Origin of the sequence: Bradyrhizobium sp. CSA207 (genome assembly GCF_029051685.1) — a bacterium.
Taxonomy (GTDB): domain Bacteria; phylum Pseudomonadota; class Alphaproteobacteria; order Rhizobiales; family Xanthobacteraceae; genus Bradyrhizobium.
The window spans coordinates 132,331-148,121 of record NZ_JAACFT010000008.1 but is presented as its reverse complement, the minus strand read 5'-3'; the positions used below and the strand labels follow the sequence as shown (position 1 = coordinate 148,121).

15 protein-coding genes are annotated in these 15,791 nt (G+C 64.8%); 8 read left to right on the top strand and 7 right to left on the bottom strand.

Annotated elements, in window-relative coordinates; translation table 11 throughout:
• Positions 1 to 80: 80 nt before the first annotated feature.
• Entirely contained in the window at positions 81 to 2,957 is a 2,877-nt protein-coding gene (locus GWG65_RS11360) for an EAL domain-containing protein (protein WP_275195667.1), read from the bottom strand.
• 139 nt (positions 2,958 to 3,096) lie between these two features.
• Positions 3,097 to 4,095 carry an NAD(P)H-quinone oxidoreductase gene (locus GWG65_RS11355; protein ID WP_275195666.1) on the bottom strand — a complete coding sequence of 333 codons (999 nt, stop codon included), beginning with the start codon at positions 4,093 to 4,095 and terminating at the stop codon, positions 3,097 to 3,099.
• 110 nt (positions 4,096 to 4,205) lie between these two features.
• Between GWG65_RS11355 and GWG65_RS11350 the strand changes: the two genes are divergently transcribed.
• Positions 4,206 to 4,397 carry a DUF1192 domain-containing protein gene (locus GWG65_RS11350; RefSeq protein WP_275195665.1) on the top strand — a complete coding sequence of 64 codons (192 nt, stop codon included), beginning with the start codon at positions 4,206 to 4,208 and terminating at the stop codon, positions 4,395 to 4,397.
• A gap of 596 nt (positions 4,398 to 4,993) precedes the next feature.
• Positions 4,994 to 5,503, top strand: coding sequence for a DUF1465 family protein (locus tag GWG65_RS11345; protein ID WP_275195664.1), 510 nt, complete (start codon positions 4,994 to 4,996; stop codon positions 5,501 to 5,503).
• A gap of 225 nt (positions 5,504 to 5,728) precedes the next feature.
• Here GWG65_RS11345 and rpmE read toward each other — a convergent pair whose 3' ends face one another.
• On the bottom strand, positions 5,729 to 5,956 hold the full coding sequence (gene rpmE, locus GWG65_RS11340) for a 50S ribosomal protein L31 (protein WP_247387036.1): 228 nt from the start codon (positions 5,954 to 5,956) through the stop codon (positions 5,729 to 5,731).
• Between the two features lie 201 nt (positions 5,957 to 6,157).
• On the opposite strand from rpmE, the gene GWG65_RS11335 reads away from it, so the two are divergent.
• The gene (locus tag GWG65_RS11335) at positions 6,158 to 8,002 is read left to right on the top strand and encodes an ABC transporter ATP-binding protein/permease (RefSeq protein ID WP_275195663.1); all 1,845 of its coding nucleotides are present in this window, start codon (positions 6,158 to 6,160) and stop codon (positions 8,000 to 8,002) included.
• A 180-nt stretch (positions 8,003 to 8,182) separates the two neighbouring features.
• Here the strand turns inward: GWG65_RS11335 and GWG65_RS11330 are convergent, their stop codons facing one another.
• The 3 genes from GWG65_RS11330 to GWG65_RS11320 form a co-directional block, all read right to left on the bottom strand.
• Positions 8,183 to 8,629: a GNAT family N-acetyltransferase gene (locus GWG65_RS11330; protein WP_275195662.1), complete on the bottom strand. Its 447-nt coding sequence runs from the start codon at positions 8,627 to 8,629 to the stop codon at positions 8,183 to 8,185.
• A 127-nt stretch (positions 8,630 to 8,756) separates the two neighbouring features.
• Entirely contained in the window at positions 8,757 to 9,785 is a 1,029-nt protein-coding gene (locus GWG65_RS11325; RefSeq protein WP_275195661.1) for a peptidoglycan -binding protein, read from the bottom strand.
• 39 nt (positions 9,786 to 9,824) lie between these two features.
• Complete coding sequence (locus tag GWG65_RS11320) at positions 9,825 to 10,844, bottom strand: flagellar motor protein MotA (RefSeq protein ID WP_275195660.1); 1,020 nt, start codon at positions 10,842 to 10,844, stop codon at positions 9,825 to 9,827.
• 183 nt (positions 10,845 to 11,027) lie between these two features.
• Between GWG65_RS11320 and GWG65_RS11315 the strand changes: the two genes are divergently transcribed.
• The 4 genes from GWG65_RS11315 (at position 11,028) to GWG65_RS11300 (ending at position 13,628) form a co-directional block, all read left to right on the top strand.
• On the top strand, positions 11,028 to 11,333 hold the full coding sequence (locus tag GWG65_RS11315; RefSeq protein WP_275195659.1) for a hypothetical protein: 306 nt from the start codon (positions 11,028 to 11,030) through the stop codon (positions 11,331 to 11,333).
• Complete coding sequence (locus GWG65_RS11310; RefSeq protein WP_275195658.1) at positions 11,330 to 12,358, top strand: cyclopropane-fatty-acyl-phospholipid synthase family protein; 1,029 nt, start codon at positions 11,330 to 11,332, stop codon at positions 12,356 to 12,358. The genes GWG65_RS11315 and GWG65_RS11310 overlap by 4 nt, the downstream gene beginning before the upstream one ends.
• A 166-nt stretch (positions 12,359 to 12,524) precedes the next feature.
• Positions 12,525 to 13,097 (top strand): DinB family protein, encoded by a 573-nt coding sequence (locus tag GWG65_RS11305; protein WP_275195657.1) that lies wholly within the window; start codon positions 12,525 to 12,527, stop codon positions 13,095 to 13,097.
• A 303-nt stretch (positions 13,098 to 13,400) separates the two neighbouring features.
• A complete protein-coding gene (locus GWG65_RS11300; protein WP_275195746.1) occupies positions 13,401 to 13,628 on the top strand; it encodes a hypothetical protein in 228 nt (75 codons plus the stop codon).
• A gap of 78 nt (positions 13,629 to 13,706) precedes the next feature.
• Here GWG65_RS11300 and GWG65_RS11295 read toward each other — a convergent pair whose 3' ends face one another.
• Entirely contained in the window at positions 13,707 to 14,111 is a 405-nt protein-coding gene (locus GWG65_RS11295; protein WP_275195656.1) for a response regulator, read from the bottom strand.
• Positions 14,112 to 14,469: 358 nt separating this feature from the next.
• Here GWG65_RS11295 and GWG65_RS11290 point away from each other — a divergent pair, with 358 nt between their 5' ends.
• Positions 14,470 to 15,663 carry an efflux RND transporter periplasmic adaptor subunit gene (locus GWG65_RS11290; RefSeq protein ID WP_275195655.1) on the top strand — a complete coding sequence of 398 codons (1,194 nt, stop codon included), beginning with the start codon at positions 14,470 to 14,472 and terminating at the stop codon, positions 15,661 to 15,663.
• The last annotated feature ends 128 nt before the right edge of the window (positions 15,664 to 15,791 follow it).

Here is a 15,791-nt window from a genome sequence, read left to right as displayed (position 1 = left end):
TCTCGGAGGCGACCCCTCATCCGGCGCTTCGCGCTACCTTCTCCCACAAGGGGAGAAGGGAAAGCAGCGCGCGTTTTGCATCAGCTCGCGGCTTCCAGCCGTACTTCCGTGAGCAGCCGCATCGCGGCATCGGCGTCCATCGGCTCGCCGAAGGCAAAGCCCTGCGCGTATTCGCAGCCCATCTGGTAGAGCTCGACCGCGTCGGAATCGGTCTCGGCGCCTTCCGCCACCACGTCCATGCCGAGGTCGTGCGCCAGCGCGATGATCGATTTCAGGATCACCGGGCGGGTGCCGCGGTTGGTGGTGCGCACGAACGACTGGTCGATCTTGATGGTGTCGAACGGGAAGCGCTGCAGATAGGCCAGCGAGGAATGGCCGGTGCCGAAATCGTCGAGCGACAGCCCGGTGCCGAGCTCGCGGATCCGCGTCAGCATCTGCGCCGCGTGCTCCGGATTCTCCATCACCAGCGATTCCGTCAGTTCCAGCTTGAGCGTGCCGCGCGCCACAGACGAGCGCGACAGCACGGTGCGGATGTCGTGGATCAGGTCGTGGCGCAGCAACTGGCGCGAGGAGACGTTGACGGAAGCGAAGATCGGCTCGCGCGAACGCATTGCGCGCTGCCAGATCGAGAGCTGCTTGGCGGTCTGGTCGAGCACGAACATGCCGAGGTCGACGATCAGCCCGGTCTCTTCCGCAATGGTGATGAATTCCGACGGCGCCATGCGCCCGAGTTTGGGATGATCCCAGCGGCACAGCGCCTCGAAGCCCGCGATCGACCGGTCCTCGAGTCGCACGATCGGCTGGTACAGGATCGTGAGCTCCTGCCGTTCGATGGCGCGGCGCAGCTCGCTCTCCAGCGTCAGGCGGTCGGTCTTGCGCGCGCGCATCGCCGGCTTGTAGACGTCGATGCGGTCGCCGCCGATGCGCTTGGAATGATACATCGCCAGCTCGGCGTCCTTGATGATCTCGTCGGTGAGCTGGGCTTGCGGATCGGAGAGCGCGAGGCCGATCGAGGCGGTCAGGAAGATTTCGCGGTCGTTGAAGGCGATCGGCGCGCGGATGGTCTTGCGGATGGTCTCGGCGAAGGCGGTGATGCGGGCGGGATCCTGCTCCGACAGCAGGATCAGGCCGAACTGGTCGCCCGCCATCCGGGCCAGCGTGTCCTGGGGCTTCAGGATGCGGGTGAGGCGGCGGGCGAGCGTGAGCAGGATGGAATCGCCGACCGCGATGCCGACGGAATCGTTGACCTGCTTGAAGCGGTCGAGATCGATCACCATCAGCGTCGGCCGCATCGTCGGCATGGTCTTGGCGAAATGCGCCACCGCACCTAACCGGTCCATGAACAGCTTGCGGTTAGGCAGGCCGGTGAGGTTGTCATGCACGGAATCGTGCAGCAGGCGCTCTTCGGCGATGCGCTGCTCGGTGACGTCGGTGAGGGTGCCGACCACGCGCGAGACCTCGCCGTCGGAGCCGACCACCGGGCGCGCCTTCAGCGCGAACCACATGAAATGACCGTCCGGCGTGCGCAGGCGAAAATCCTGCACCAGGCGGCCGCGGCGCTGGTCGAGCACGCTGTCGAGCGCGGCGCGGAAACGATCCTGGTCGAGCGGATGCAGCACCTCGAGCCACGATGCCGCCGGGCCTTCCAGCGTGCCGCGCTTCAACCCGAGCAGGGCCTCAGTCTCGGGACTGGTGAAGACCTTGTCGGCGGAGACGTCCCAGTCCCAGATCAAATCGCCGGAGCCGGCCAGCGCCAGCGCCCGCCGCTCGATGTCGGAAACGACGCCGGTGGTGGCGCCGCCGCCGGCAAAGGCGTGCTGCATCACCGTAAACCCGATCAGCATCACGATCAGCACCAGGCCGCCGAGCAGCGCGGGGCCGACGATATCGTTGGTGACGGAGCCCGCGACCGTCATGCCGGCCGCGACCACCCAGACCACCAGCAGGAACCAGGTCGGGATCAGCAGCACCGCGCGGTCGAAGCCGTGGGTCGACAGATAGACAATCAGCGCGAAGCCGGCGAAGGCGATCAGCACCAGCGATATGCGCGCGATGCCGGAGGCGACGGCCGGATCGAACAAAGCGAGCGCCACCAGCGAGCCCAGGAAGGCAAGCCAGCCCACCGTGATGTGCGAGTAGCGCACGTGCCAACGGCTCAAATTGAGATAGGCGAACAAGAACACCAGCAGCGTTGCCGCCAGGATGGCTTCACCCGCCGCGCGCCAGATGCGCTCGGCGTTGTTCGACATGTCGAGCACCTTGCCCCAGAAGCCGAAATCGACGCCGATATAGACCAGCACCGCCCAGGCCAGCGCCGCGGCCGCCGGGAACATGATGCTGCCTTTGACGACGAACAGGATGGTCAGCACCAGCGCAAGCAGGCCGGAGATGCCGATCACGATGCCCTGGTAGAGCGTGAAGGAATTGACCTTGTCCTTGTAGGATTCCGGCTCCCACAGATAGAGCTGTGGCAGCTTGTCGGTGCGCAGTTCCGCGACGAAGGTGATGACGGCGCCCGGGTCGAGCGTGATGCGGAAGACGTCGGCGGTCGGACTTTCCTGCCGCTCCGGCCGGTCGCCGGTCGAGGGCGTGATGGTCGCGATGCGCGACAGCCCGAGGTCGGGCCACAACAGGCCGGAGGAGACGATGCGGTAGTGCGGGGCGACGATCAGGCGGTCGAGCTGATCGTCGGTGTTGTTGGCGAGCGCGAACACCACCCAATTCTGGCCGCCTTCGCGGGCGCGCACCTCGATGCGGCGGACGATGCCGTCGGTGCCCGGTGCGGTCGAGACCTGGATGCGGTCGGCATCGCTGCGCTGATGCTCGAGCACGCCGGTGAGGTCGATCGCGGGCGCATCGCTGCGGACGCTGACAGCGTCAAGCGCGCGTGCAGGGGACGCGGCGACAAGAATCATGAGGCCCAGCGCGATGGGCGCGAGGCACCTGATCAGACGCAAGGTCAGTTCTCCGCGTTCGACGCAAACTTTGAGTGCAAGGCGATTTCAGACCGGACGGAATTGGTTCGGTGCGTCGCGATAGATGCCACGAAAGCGAGGAAAATCAAAGGGTTTCCGCCCGGCCCTGTGGGCCAGAGGCCTAGACCTCCAACACAATTTTGCCAATATGCGCGCTGGTCTCCATGCGCCGGTGCGCGTCGGCGGCATTTTCCAGCGGGAATGAGCTGTCCATCAGCGGTTTTACGCGGCCTTCGCGCAAAAGCGGCATGACGTTCTCCTCGATCGCCGCGACCATCGCCGCCTTATCCGCATTCGTACGGGGGCGCAGCGTGGAGCCGGTATGGGTTAACCGCTTCACCATCACCTTGGCGATGTTGACGTTGACCTTGGGGCCGTTGAGGGTCGCGATCTGGACGATGCGGCCGTCGACCGCGGCGGCGTCGTAGTTGCGGTCGACATACTCGCCCGCGACCATGTCGAGGATCAGGTTGACGCCGGCATTGTTGGTCTCCGTCTTCACCACGGCAACGAAGTCTTCGTTCTTGTAGTTGATGGCGCGGTCGGCCCCCAACTTGAGGCAGGCATCGACCTTGTCCTGCGAGCCGACGGTGACGAACACTTTGGCGCCAAACGCCTTGGCAAGCTGAATTGCCATGGTGCCGATGCCGGAGGAGCCGCCATGGATCAGCAGCGTCTCGCCGGCCTTGAGGCCGCCGCGCTCGAACACATTGTGCCAGACCGTCATCAGCGTTTCCGGCAACGCGCCGGCTTCCTTGATCGACAGCGCCGGCGGCACGGTCATCGCCTGGGCGTCCTGGGCGATGCAGTACTGCGCATAGCCGCCACCGGCGACCAGCGACATCACCTTGTCGCCGATCTTGTGCCTCCTGGCGTTGTTGCCAACCGCCACCACTTCACCCGCGATCTCCAGGCCCGGCAGGTCGCTGGCGCCGGGCGGCGGCGGATAGGCGCCGGAGCGCTGCGCCACGTCGGGCCGGTTGACGCCGGCGGCCTGCACCTTGACCAGGATCTCGTCGGGACCGGGCTGCGGCACGGTGCGTTGTTCCGGCACCAGCACCTCGGGTCCGCCGGGCTTGGAGATGGCGACCACCGTCATTTGCGCGGGCAGCTTGTCCATGATTTGTCCTTGAGCAAAGGTGCAGAATGAACGAGGCCATTGATTAGCCAGCATGGCCCACGCTGGCAACCGTCCAGCCTCGTTTGGCGCGTGAATGCAGGAGAACGACGATGTCGATGGAAGAGGACGACCGGCCGCGCAAGAAGACCAGCCATGAGATCGGACAGGACCTCTCACTCTTGTCGGTCGAGGAACTGACCGAGCGCGTCACCCTGCTCAAGACCGAGATCGCAAGGCTGGAGGAAGCCGCCGCCAAAAAGCGCGCCTCGCGCGATACGGCGAACAGCGTGTTCAAGTCGTAGGGCCCGACGCTGGATTGACGCTGTCCATTTGGCACAATCCTTATCCTGAGGGACCGCGAAGCGGTCGTCTCGAAGGACGGCCGCGGGCAGGAGCGGGGCCTGTATGGTTCGAGACGCGCGCGAACGGCGCGCTCCTCACCATGAGGATTTGCTTTCGGCCTTCGCCGCGGCGACCTGTAGAGAGTTTGTTCCTCAACGCCCTCGGCCACTGACCGACATGGCTAACGAACCCTCAAAAAAATCGTTCGTTTACTCCACATTAAGCTTTCGGGTTTATGACTGGAACTGTCCTCGTTTGGACACCGAGTGGCTCCTGTCCACTCTGTTTGACGCCTCCCTGTTATCAACTTTCAAAGCCGCCGGTTTTCCGGCGGCTCTTTTTTTGGTCCAAAGCGTTTTCGAGCGAAGTGGATACCGGCTCGCGTCAAGAAAACGCGTCAAAACAAGAGCCTCATTCCGTTGAATTCCGAGGAAGGACCCGCGGAAACCATATCCGCGCTTGTCGCTGGACTCCGCGGTTCGACCGCGCAATGATTTGTTCATCATAAGCCGGCGCCAAGCCGGATCGGTAGATAGTTGCGTAAGGGGCGTTAACCATGGAACGTTTGCAAGCCGACGGCGCTCTCGTTCAACTCAGCGAGCGGTTCACCAATTCTGCGGCGTTCGGCGCCCTGTTCCGCGAAGGCATGGATCTCGTCGAAGCGACCGCCGCCTATCTCGACGGCGCGGGCCGCACCGAGGCCAAGGCGCTCGATCGCGCCGTCAGCCTCACCTACGCCACCGAGAGCATGCGCCTCACCACCCGCCTGATGCAGCTCGCCTCGTGGCTGCTGCTGCATCGCGCGGTGAAGGAAGGCGAGATGACGCTGGGCCAGGCCAATCGCGAAAAGACCAAGGTCAAGCTTTCCGCCGCCGATCCCGGCCCCGCCGACACCATCGAGAAGCTGCCGTCGCAGCTCCAGGACCTGATCCACCGCTCGATGAGCCTGCAGACCCGCGTGCGCCGTCTGGACACCACCATCCACACCCCGCCGGCCGAACAGCCCAGCATCGGCAATCCGCTGGTGCCGCACCTGAACGCGCTGAAGGCCGCGTTCGAGCGGTAAAATTCAATCAATCCGTCACCCTGAGGTGCTCGCCTCTTCGGCGAGCCTCGAAGGGCGACGGCCCGGCTGCTGCATTTCGGCCGTTCATCCTTCGAGGCTTTTCACGCGACCCGTCGCGTGAAAAGTACCTCGGATGACGGGTCAACAGCTCAGGGCTACGCCCCACAAACAAAAACGCCCCTGGTTTTCCAGGGGCGTCTTTCGTTCGCGGCCGGAATGGCCGGATCAATCCTTTTTGAGGAAGCCCGAAAACTTCTTCTGGAAGCGCGAGACGCGGCCGCCGCGATCCATCAGCTGGGCGTTGCCGCCGGTCCAGGCCGGGTGCGACTTCGGGTCGATATCGAGGTTCAGCGTGTCGCCTGCCTTGCCCCAGGTGGAGCGGGTCTGGTACTCGGTTCCGTCGGTCATCACGACCTTAATCATATGATAATCAGGATGAATTTCGGTTTTCATGGCAATTCGCCGGCGCCCGGCGCCTCTCGCTTGAGTGATGATCGATGACGGATTTGGGCGGCTCTATACCCCAGGGGGGACCTTAAAACAAGCCATTGCCGGAACAGGAGAGCCGGGCCGTCCCCTAAGGGACATCCCGGATTTGCCACTCCCCCTGCACCGGCCTATGTGGAGCAGACTTGTCCCCTTGGGTCCGATCTCATGAGCGCAGTGGAACGGCTTGACGACCAGTATCGCGACGAGGGCCAAAACGTCCCCGCTGTCGAAATCGGAGCCGAGCTGATCGAGCAGCCGGCGAAGAGCCGTGCCCGGCTGCGGCCGCTGCTGGCGCTCGCGCCTTATGTGGCGCGCTATCGCGGCCGCGCGGCGCTCGCCTTCGTCGCGCTGACGATCGCCGCGCTGACGACGCTGCTGGTGCCGATCGCGGTCCGGCGCATGATCGATTTCGGCCTGACGCCGGAAGGCATCGAGCTGATCAACAGCTACTTCTCGGTGATGATCGCGGTCGTCGCCGTGCTCGCGCTGGCCAGTGCCGCGCGCTACTACCTCGTTATGACGATCGGCGAGCGCATCGTCGCCGACCTCAGGCGCGACGTCTTTGCCCATCTCTTGTCGCTGTCGCCTTCCTTCTTCGACTCCGCGCGCAGCGGCGAGCTGGTGTCGCGGCTCACCGCCGACACCACCCAGATCAAATCCGCCGTCGGCGCCTCGGTCTCGATCGCGCTGCGCAACCTGATGATGTTCTTCGGCGCCGCGGCGATGATGGTGATCACGAGCCCGCGTCTCTCCGGCTTCGTGCTGCTCGCCATTCCCCTGATCGTGTTGCCGCTGGTCGCCTTCGGGCGCTGGGTGCGGCGACTGTCGCGCAATGCGCAGGATACGCTCGCCGAGGCTTCGGCCTATGCGGGCGAACTGGTCGGTGCGATCCGCACCGTGCAGGCCTACACCAGCGAAGGGTTGGCCGCGAAGCGCTTCGGCGGCGAGGTCGAGCAGGCCTACGAGGCCGCGCGCACGTCGACCCAGGCGCGTGCGGTACTCACCGCCATCATCATCTTCATCGTGTTCGCAAGCGTGGTCGCGATCCTCTGGATCGGTTCGCATGACGTGCTGACCGGGACCATCACGCCGGGCCGGCTTGGACAGTTCGTGCTCTATGCGGCTTTCGCCGCGGCTGGCCTCGGCCAGCTCAGCGAAGTCTGGGGCGAGGTCTCGGCCGCCTCGGGCGCCGCCGAGCGCCTGTTCGAGATCTTGCATGTCGAGCCGGAGATTGCCGCGCCCGCGACACCGCGTGCGCTGCCGGTGCCGGCGCGCGGCGAGGTCGGCTTCGATCACGTCAGCTTCGCCTATCCGGCGCGGCCCGACGTCAATGTGCTCGACGCCGTCTCGTTCAGCGTGCGTCCCGGCGAGAAGGTCGCGATCGTCGGTCCATCCGGCGCCGGCAAGAGCACGCTGTTTCATCTGCTGCTGCGCTTCTACGATCCAAGCAACGGCGCCATTTCGCTCGACGGCGTGCCGGTCAGATCGGCCGATCCGCGCGACTTCCGCGCCCGCATCGCGCTGGTGCCGCAAGAATCGACCGTGTTCGCCGCGAGCGCCCGCGAGAACATCCGCTTCGGCCGGCCCGATGCGACCGACGCCGAGGTCGAGCGCGCCGCCGAGCTTGCGCACGCCGCCGAGTTCATCCGCCGCATGCCGGAAGGCTTTGAGACCCCGCTCGGCGAGCGTGGCGTGACGCTGTCAGGCGGGCAGCGCCAGCGCATCGCGATCGCGCGCGCGATCCTGCGTGACGCGCCGCTCTTGCTGCTCGATGAAGCGACCTCGGCGCTCGATGCCGAAAGCGAGACGCTGGTGCAGACCGCGCTCGAAGAACTGATGCGCCACCGCACCACGCTGGTGATCGCCCACCGCCTCGCCACCGTCTTGTCGTGCGACCGCATCCTGGTGATGGACCAGGGCCGGATCGTCGAGCAGGGCACCCATGCCGAGCTGGTGGCGGAGAACGGGCTTTATGCCAGGCTCGCGCGGCTCCAGTTCGAGGGCGCGTGAGGCCTTGCGGCATTGACAGTGTCATCACCCGCCTTGTGCGCACTTGCGCACTGGGGCGGGTGATCCAGTATTCCAGAGGCGGTAGTGATCAATCGATAAGCCGCGGCGTACTGGATTCCCCGCCTTCGCGGGGAATGACAGCAGAGCTTGTGGCAGGGGCTTCGCGCCACACAAGGCGCCTTACTGCTTCCATTCCATCTTCAGCACCGGCCGCCCCGAGGTCGGGTTCACGTCATCGCCGACATGTGCAAAGCCGTTGCGCTCGTAGAAGCGGATGGCGCGGGAATTGTCCTTGTTGACGAGCAGCGTGATGCCGGCCGGGGACAGGCGCTTGGCCTCATCCACCAGCAGCCGCGCTGCGTCCGAGCCCCAGTGCCCGGGATCGACCACGAGCTGGTCGAGATAGCCTTCGCCGTCGATGGTGACGAAGCCGGTCAGCGCACCGTCCTGCTCGGTGACGACGATCGAGGCTTTGGGGACCAGATCCTTGCGCCAGCGCTCGCGCCACCAGTCCAGCCGGGCCGCGAAGTCGATCTGCGGATAGGCCTGCTGCCAGGTGCGATGCCAGAGGTCGATCGCGGCTGCTTCGTCCTCGGGACGGTAGGGGCGGAGGTGCAGAGCGCTCATTGTGCGAAGGCCGTCATGCCCGGGCTTGTCCCGGGCATCCACGAGAAGCCACGGCTACGGAAGCAAAGACGTGGATGGCCGGGACAAGCCCGGCCATGACGGTGGGGTGAGTATTGCGCGCCGCTCACTACCGCTCCGTCAGCTTCAGCTCGATGCGGCGGTTGCGCTTGTAGGCTTCCTCCGTGTTGCCGGTGTCGAGCGGCTGGAATTCACCGAAGCCGGCGGCGACCAGGCGCTGGGCCGGCACGCCGAGCGAGATCAGGTACTGCACGACCGAGATCGAACGGGCGGCCGATAGGTCCCAGTTGGACTTGAAGTTCGGACCGTTGACCGGCCGCACGTCAGTGTGGCCATCGACTCGCAGCACCCAGGGGATCTCGTTCGGGATCTTCTTGTCGAGCTCGATCAGCGCGGTCGCCAGCGTATCGAGCTCGGCGCGTCCCTCGGGCAGGAGCGTCGCCTGTCCGGTGTCGAAGAACACCTCGGACTGGAACACGAAGCGGTCGCCGACGATGCGGATGTCGGGCCGGTTGCCGAGAATGGTGCGCAGGCGGCCGAAGAATTCGGAGCGGTAGCGCGACAATTCCTGCACGCGCTGCGCCAGTGCGACATTCAGGCGCGAGCCGAGATCGGCAATTCGATTTTGCGATTCCTTGTCGCGCTTCTCGGAAGCGTCGAGCGCCTCTTCCAGCGCCGCCAATTGCCGCCGCAGCGCGCTGATCTGCTGGTTCAGCACCTCGATCTGTGCCAGCGCCCGTGCGGAGACCGCCTTCTCCGAGTCGAGCGCCTTGCCGAGCTCGGTGGTCTTGCCCTGCGCGTCGTTGCCGGCGCTGGCAAGGCCCTCATAGAGGCCCTTGATGCGGTCGCGCTCGGTCTCGGCCGAGGCGAGGCCGGCTTTGAGCTGCGAGACCTGATCGTCGAGGCTGAGCTTGCCGAGCTTCTCCAGCGACAATAGCTCGTTGAGCTGCGCGATTTTGGCGTTGAGCAGCTCCAGCGCCTTGTCCTTGCCGGTGACCTCCTGCGACAGGAAGAACTGCACGACCAGGAACACCGACAGCAGGAACACGATCGACAGCACCAGCGTCGACAGCGCGTCGACGAATCCGGGCCAGTAGTTGAAGGAGGTATCGCCGCGGCGGCCTCGGGCTAGAGCCATTTATTTCTCCGCTTCTTTCGTGTGCGGCACGCCGTGTCGCTAACTCTTCTCCGGCTGGCGCGCGATGCGTTCCAGGAGGCGCCGGATCTCGCGGTTCTGCTCGCCCTGGCCGTCGGCCCATTCGCGGATCATCTGCTGCTCGGTCCGCATGTGCGAGACCAGCGCCTGGATGGCTTCGGCAAGGCTCGCCATCGCCGCGGTGGTGCCGCGGCTGGCGCTGCCTTCCTCGAGCACGGAGCGCAGCCGCTCGACCGCGGCCTGCATCTCGCCGGAGGCAACGCCGCCACCGCCGGAGGCGGCAGCCAGCTCGCCGCTGCCGTATTCGCGCACGGTGGTGGCGAGCCAGTCCTCGAGGTCGGTGTAGAAGCGGTTCTGGGCCTGGCTCGATTGCAGGTCGAGGAAGCCGAGGATCAGCGAGCCGGCGAGGCCGAACAGCGAGCTGGAGAACGAGATGCCCATGCCGCCGAGCGGGGCGGCCAGCCCCTCCTTCAGCGTGTCGAACAGCGCGCCGGAATCGCCCCCGACCTTGAGCCCATCGATCACCTTGCCGACCGAGCCGACCGTCTCGATCAGGCCCCAGAAGGTGCCGAGCAGGCCGAGAAAAACCAGGAGGCCGGTCATGTAGCGCGAGATGTCGCGGGCCTCGTCGAGGCGGGTCGCGATCGAATCGAGCAGGTGGCGCATGGTCGTCTGGGTGATGGTCATCCGCCCCGAACGCTCGCCGCCGAGGATCGCCGCCATCGGCGCCAGCAGCTTCGGGTGCCGGGCCGGCGCCAGGCCGGGATCGGCGATGCGGAAATTGTTGACCCAGGAGACCTCGGGATAGAGCCGGATGACCTGCCGAAACGCCAGCACGATGCCGATGAACAGCACCGCCCCGATCAGGGCGTTGAGGCCAGGATTGGCGAAGAAGGCCTGGATGATCTGCTTGTAGAGCACCACGCCCACCAGCGCGCACAGCACCAGGAAGACCAGCATCCGCACCAGGAAGACGCTGGGTGAGGACAGTTTTGTGTACTCGATATCGATGGAGGAGCGAGGCGAGGTGCCTGGCGGCATGTCCGGTATCATCCGTTACGAAGCTTGCTTGCAGTGCGCACTATGGCACAGCGCCGGCCCAAAAAAAGCGCCGGATGCGCCGATTTCGCGGCGGGGCAGGGAACCCAGTGCCGAAACCGCGCTTTGATAGCTAAGTATTTTGCAAAACTTCGGCATTCCACTGGCTTGGGTCGGAATTTTTGCATGGCGATGCATCTCGGGGCACTGCCCGTCAATCCGCTTCGGCTCGCGGTCCTGGCAGCGCTCGCTCTGATGGTGCAACGGCGCACCGGCCATTTGGACCAGGATGATTCCATCCCAACCCCTGCCGGCGGCCACAGCGGCGTGGGCGCGGCACTGTGGCCGCGCGCGAGCGAGGCGTTCAACGCGCGGCACGGGCTGATCGGCGGGCTTGCGGGGCCGCCGGGTTACCGCGCCTCCCAATCCCCGATCAGCACGGTCTTTCCGTTCGTCCCCAAAGACGTCATGGCCAAGGGAGCGGTCGCATGAGCTTTGTGTCCACGATCATCGGGACTGCCGAACGTGTGCCGCTGCCGGACCTCGTGGTCCGCGCCGCGATCCAGCGCCTGTGCTCGCGCACCGCGACCCGCCTTGCTCTGCTCAATGCGGCCGATGACGCCGCCTTCGCCGGGCGGATGATGCTGCGCCCGATCGCCGAGCAAGCGGATGCCGCCAACACCCAGCATGACGACGTGCCTCCGAGCTTCTTCGCGCACGTGCTCGGTCCCAACCGCAAATATTCGGCCTGCTTCTACAGGACCGATGCCACCACCTTGCAGGAGGCCGAGGAGGAGGCGCTGCGCCAGACCGCCGAACATGCCGGTCTCGCCGACGGCCAGAGCATCCTCGAACTCGGCTGCGGCTGGGGCTCGCTGTCGCTGTGGATGGCCCGGCAGTATCCGCATGCAAACGTGACGGCGGTGTCGAACTCGCAGCCGCAGCGCGCTTATGTCGAGAGGGAGGCACGGCTGCGCGGCTTGCCGAATCTGCGCGTGGTCACCGCCGACATGAACGTGTTCGCGCCCGACGGCCAGTTCGATCGCATCGTCTCGGTCGAGATGTTCGAGCACATGATGAACTGGCGCAAGCTGATGACGCGCCTGCGCTCATGGCTCGCGCCCGAAGGGCGCTTCTTCATGCACATCTTCACCCATCGCTCCGGCTCCTATCTGTTCGACCGGACCAATCGCGAGGACTGGATCGCGCAGCACTTCTTCACCCGCGGGCTGATGCCGAGCCATCAACTGGTCCGGCAATATGACGACATCTTCACGGTCGAGAAGGAATGGCGCTGGAGCGGCACCCATTATCAGCGCACCGCCAACGACTGGCTCGTCAATTTCGACACGCATCGCGATGCCATCGAAGCGTCCTTGCTCCATGTCTATGGCGAGGACACTGCATTGTGGATGCGGCGCTGGCGCTGGTTCTTTCTCGCGACCGCCGGGCTGTTCGGCTACGCCGACGGCAGCGAATGGGGCGTGAGCCACTACCGGATGAAGGCAGCGGGGTAGGGCGCGTGCTCATGTGCGCCGAAGACGGGAATAAGATCGCCCTGCCTTTTGATATCGGCGCGAGAGCCGGCCCTTACCAGAGGTCCGAGTACGGCCGGATGCACCTCGCGCTGGTCGTGGTATCCTTTCCGTCAGGGCAGATAGTCGGTGAGGAAAGGAAATTACAATGTCCGTTGGTCTTGTTCAGACCTATCGTGCGTTCGCCTATAACAATGCGTGGGCGAACCATCGCCTATTGGGCGCGTGCGCCGAACTGAGCCAAGCCGAATTTGAAGCCGAGCGGACAGGCTTCTTCCCGAGCTTGCAGCGGACGTTGAACCACATCTATGTCATCGATCTTTTTTACGTTGATGCACTTGAGGGCGGTTGGCTCGGACCGAGGGCTTGGGAAAATCAGATCCCGTTTTCCGCTATTGCAGAGCTGTCGGAGGCCCAAGCGTCGATGGACAAGCGCTTCATCGGTGTCTGCGACGCTCTGACCCCCGCCTTGCTGAGCCGTGAGGTGCGGATCAATCGAGATGCTCGTGTCCAACTTGAACGATGCGATCGGCCGCTGATGCATCTCATTCAGCACCAAATTCACCACCGTGGGCAGGCCCATGCAATGCTATCGGGCGCCGGCATCAAGCCGCCGCAACTTGATGAGTTCTTTTCCGCTGAAGAAGCGCCGCTGAGGGCGTTCGAGTTTGTCGATCTTGGTTGGACGGAAGAAACGGTGTGGGGGCGGCCCGACGCCTAATCGGAGGTCGCCTTCGAACCAGAAATGCTCTTCGAGCGAACCGGCTCGTAAAGAATTCCGGCCGCAATCGGAAACGTCAGGCTCCGCCGTGGTTATCGGCAAACACCCCGTGGAGGAAACATCATGCGGCATCTCGCATTCGCAGCAATCGCCCTGGTGGCCGGCTTTGCGGCGCCGGCGATGGCGCAGCAGGCCCCGCCATCGCAAAACCTCCAGAATGAAGCCGACAAGGGCATCAAGACTCAGAACTCCGGTGCATCTGGTTACGTCTCCGAACAGGACAAGCCTGGGTCAGCGGCCAAAATCCCGGGTAGTCCTTCTCGCGCCGACTCCGGCAACGCGGCAACCGCGCCGAGTGCGCAGAACTCAGGGGCCGGAATTGCCGGCGCTCCCGGGAACAAGAACGGGCCGCCCGCCCATACCGGCACCACCGGCGCGGCGTCTCAGAATCAACAATCGGTGCAGCAGCAGGATCCGGCGAACATCAAGGGATTGCCGGGCAACAAGAGCGGTCCGCCCGCCAAGCGATAGGTTCGCTGACCATTCAGCAGGCTCCGCAAGTAGCTTCATGGCACGGGCGGGGTCCCGCTGCGCTCACGCGTGTCCCGGCTAACCTTGGTCGGGGCGCTCCGCTGACGGCGCCTGGGCGTTGAGGAGATTGGACAGGGCAGTCACGAGCTGCGCCGGCGCGAAAGGCTTGGTCAACAGAACGCTGTTCGGCACGCCCCTGGAAGCCCAGTCTTCTGCGTGTGTACCCGTCATATAGATAATGGGCATCGACGGGTCGATTTCCCGGGAGCGCTGGGCTACATCCCATCCGTTACGCCGCCCAACCAGATTGATGTCGGTGATGATCGCGCGATAATGGCTCTCGTTGGATTGAAGAAGCTCAATCGCTTCCTCGCCCGAGGTGGTGACGGCCGACTGAAAACCGCCATCCGAAAGAGCGTCTTCGATCATTGCCTGAATGAGCCGATCATCCTCGACGACCAGAACTGCAACAGCGTCACTCACGTCACGTTCTCCCTGCTGCATCGTTGCAGTCCTGCGGCGAGGTAAGTGACTGGGACGCGAACAGTTCCGCGAAATGTTCAAAAGTGCACTTAGCTAAGTGGACGCGCGACTAAACCGATCTTCACACCGGACACCATTCGTTGCGATCTTCTGTCGCAGCACGCTGCGATGGAACCCGAACTCACAATCCAGTGAGCCCTGAAAACCGGCCTGATCTCAGACCGATAGGCCGTGTGACATTGAGCCGCCGATCCGATGCGTTGCGTCGCAGCAAGACCAATCTATCTTCGCGGAAATTGCCCAGAACGGGCTCGCGCGGAGCGTGATCAGTTTCAACAACATCGGGGCACCCCACTTCATGTCAGGACTTCGTGCGCGATCGGCATGCGTTGCAATGATGCTCGCGGCCTTTGCGCCGCTGCTGGCTGGCTGCGATGAATCCAGCTCGGCCGTTTCTGCCGCCCCGCCTGCCGACCCTGATGTCAGCATTGTCGTCGTCAAGCCGCAGTCGCGCGCCGTAGTGCGCGAACTGCCGGGGCGCATCGCGCCGACGCGCGTCTCCGAGGTGCGCCCGCGCATCTCCGGCATCGTGGTCGAGCGCCTGTTCCGTCAGGGCAGCGAGGTGAAGGCGGGCGACGCGCTCTATCGTATCGACCCGCGCCCGTTCGAGGTCGAGGTGATGGCGAACGAGGCCGCGGTTGCCAAGGCCGAGGCCGCATTCATGCAGGCCAGGCAGCAGGCGCACCGCATCTCAACGCTCACCAAGGATCGTGCCGCCCCGGAAGCCGAGAACGAGAAAGCGATCGCGGCCGAGCGGCAAGCCCATGCCGAGGTCGAGGGCCGCAAGGCCGACCTCGCGCGTGCCAAGCTCAACCTCGACTACGCCACTGTACGCGCGCCGATCGACGGCGTCGTCGGTGCGGCGCTGGTCAGCGAGGGCGCGCTCGCGGTGCAGAACGAGACCAATCTCGCCACCATCCAGCAGCTCGATCCGATCTATGCCGATTTCACCCAGTCGGTGAACGAGCTCAACCAGCTCCGCCGCGCCTTCGAGAGCGGCGACCTCGAGCGCATCGCCGCCGATGCCGCCAAGGTGCGCCTCGTGCTTGACGACAACACCCTCTATTCGCTCGACGGCAAGCTGCTGTTCTCCGATGCCAAGGTCGACGCCCATACCGGTCAGGTAACGCTGCGCGGCCAGTTTCCCAATCCCAAGCGTGAGCTGTTGCCGGGCATGTATGTCCGCGTGCGCATCGACCAGGGCCTCGATTCCGATGCCATCGCGGTGCCGCAGCAGGCGGTCCAGCGCAATGGCGGCGGCGGCAGCGAGGTGTTCGTCGTCAAGGACGATAATCGCATTGCCGTGCAGCCGGTGCGTACCGGCTCGGTGCAGGACGGAATCTGGTTCGTCACCGAGGGCCTGAAGGCCGGCGACAAGGTCGTGGTCGAAGGTTTCCAGAAGTTCGCCGCAGGCGACAAGGTCAAGCCGCAATCCTGGTCGGAGGCGGATGCGACCGCGGACAACCGGCACGCTCAGAAGCTCACCCGGTAACGCTAGAGCGGCGCAAGGATATTTGTCCCTCATCCTGAGGAGCCCGCTGGAAGCGGGCGTCTCGAAGGATGGCCACGGCGAGAGCCGGGCTGTCATGGTTCGAGACGCGCTTCGCGCTCCTCACCATG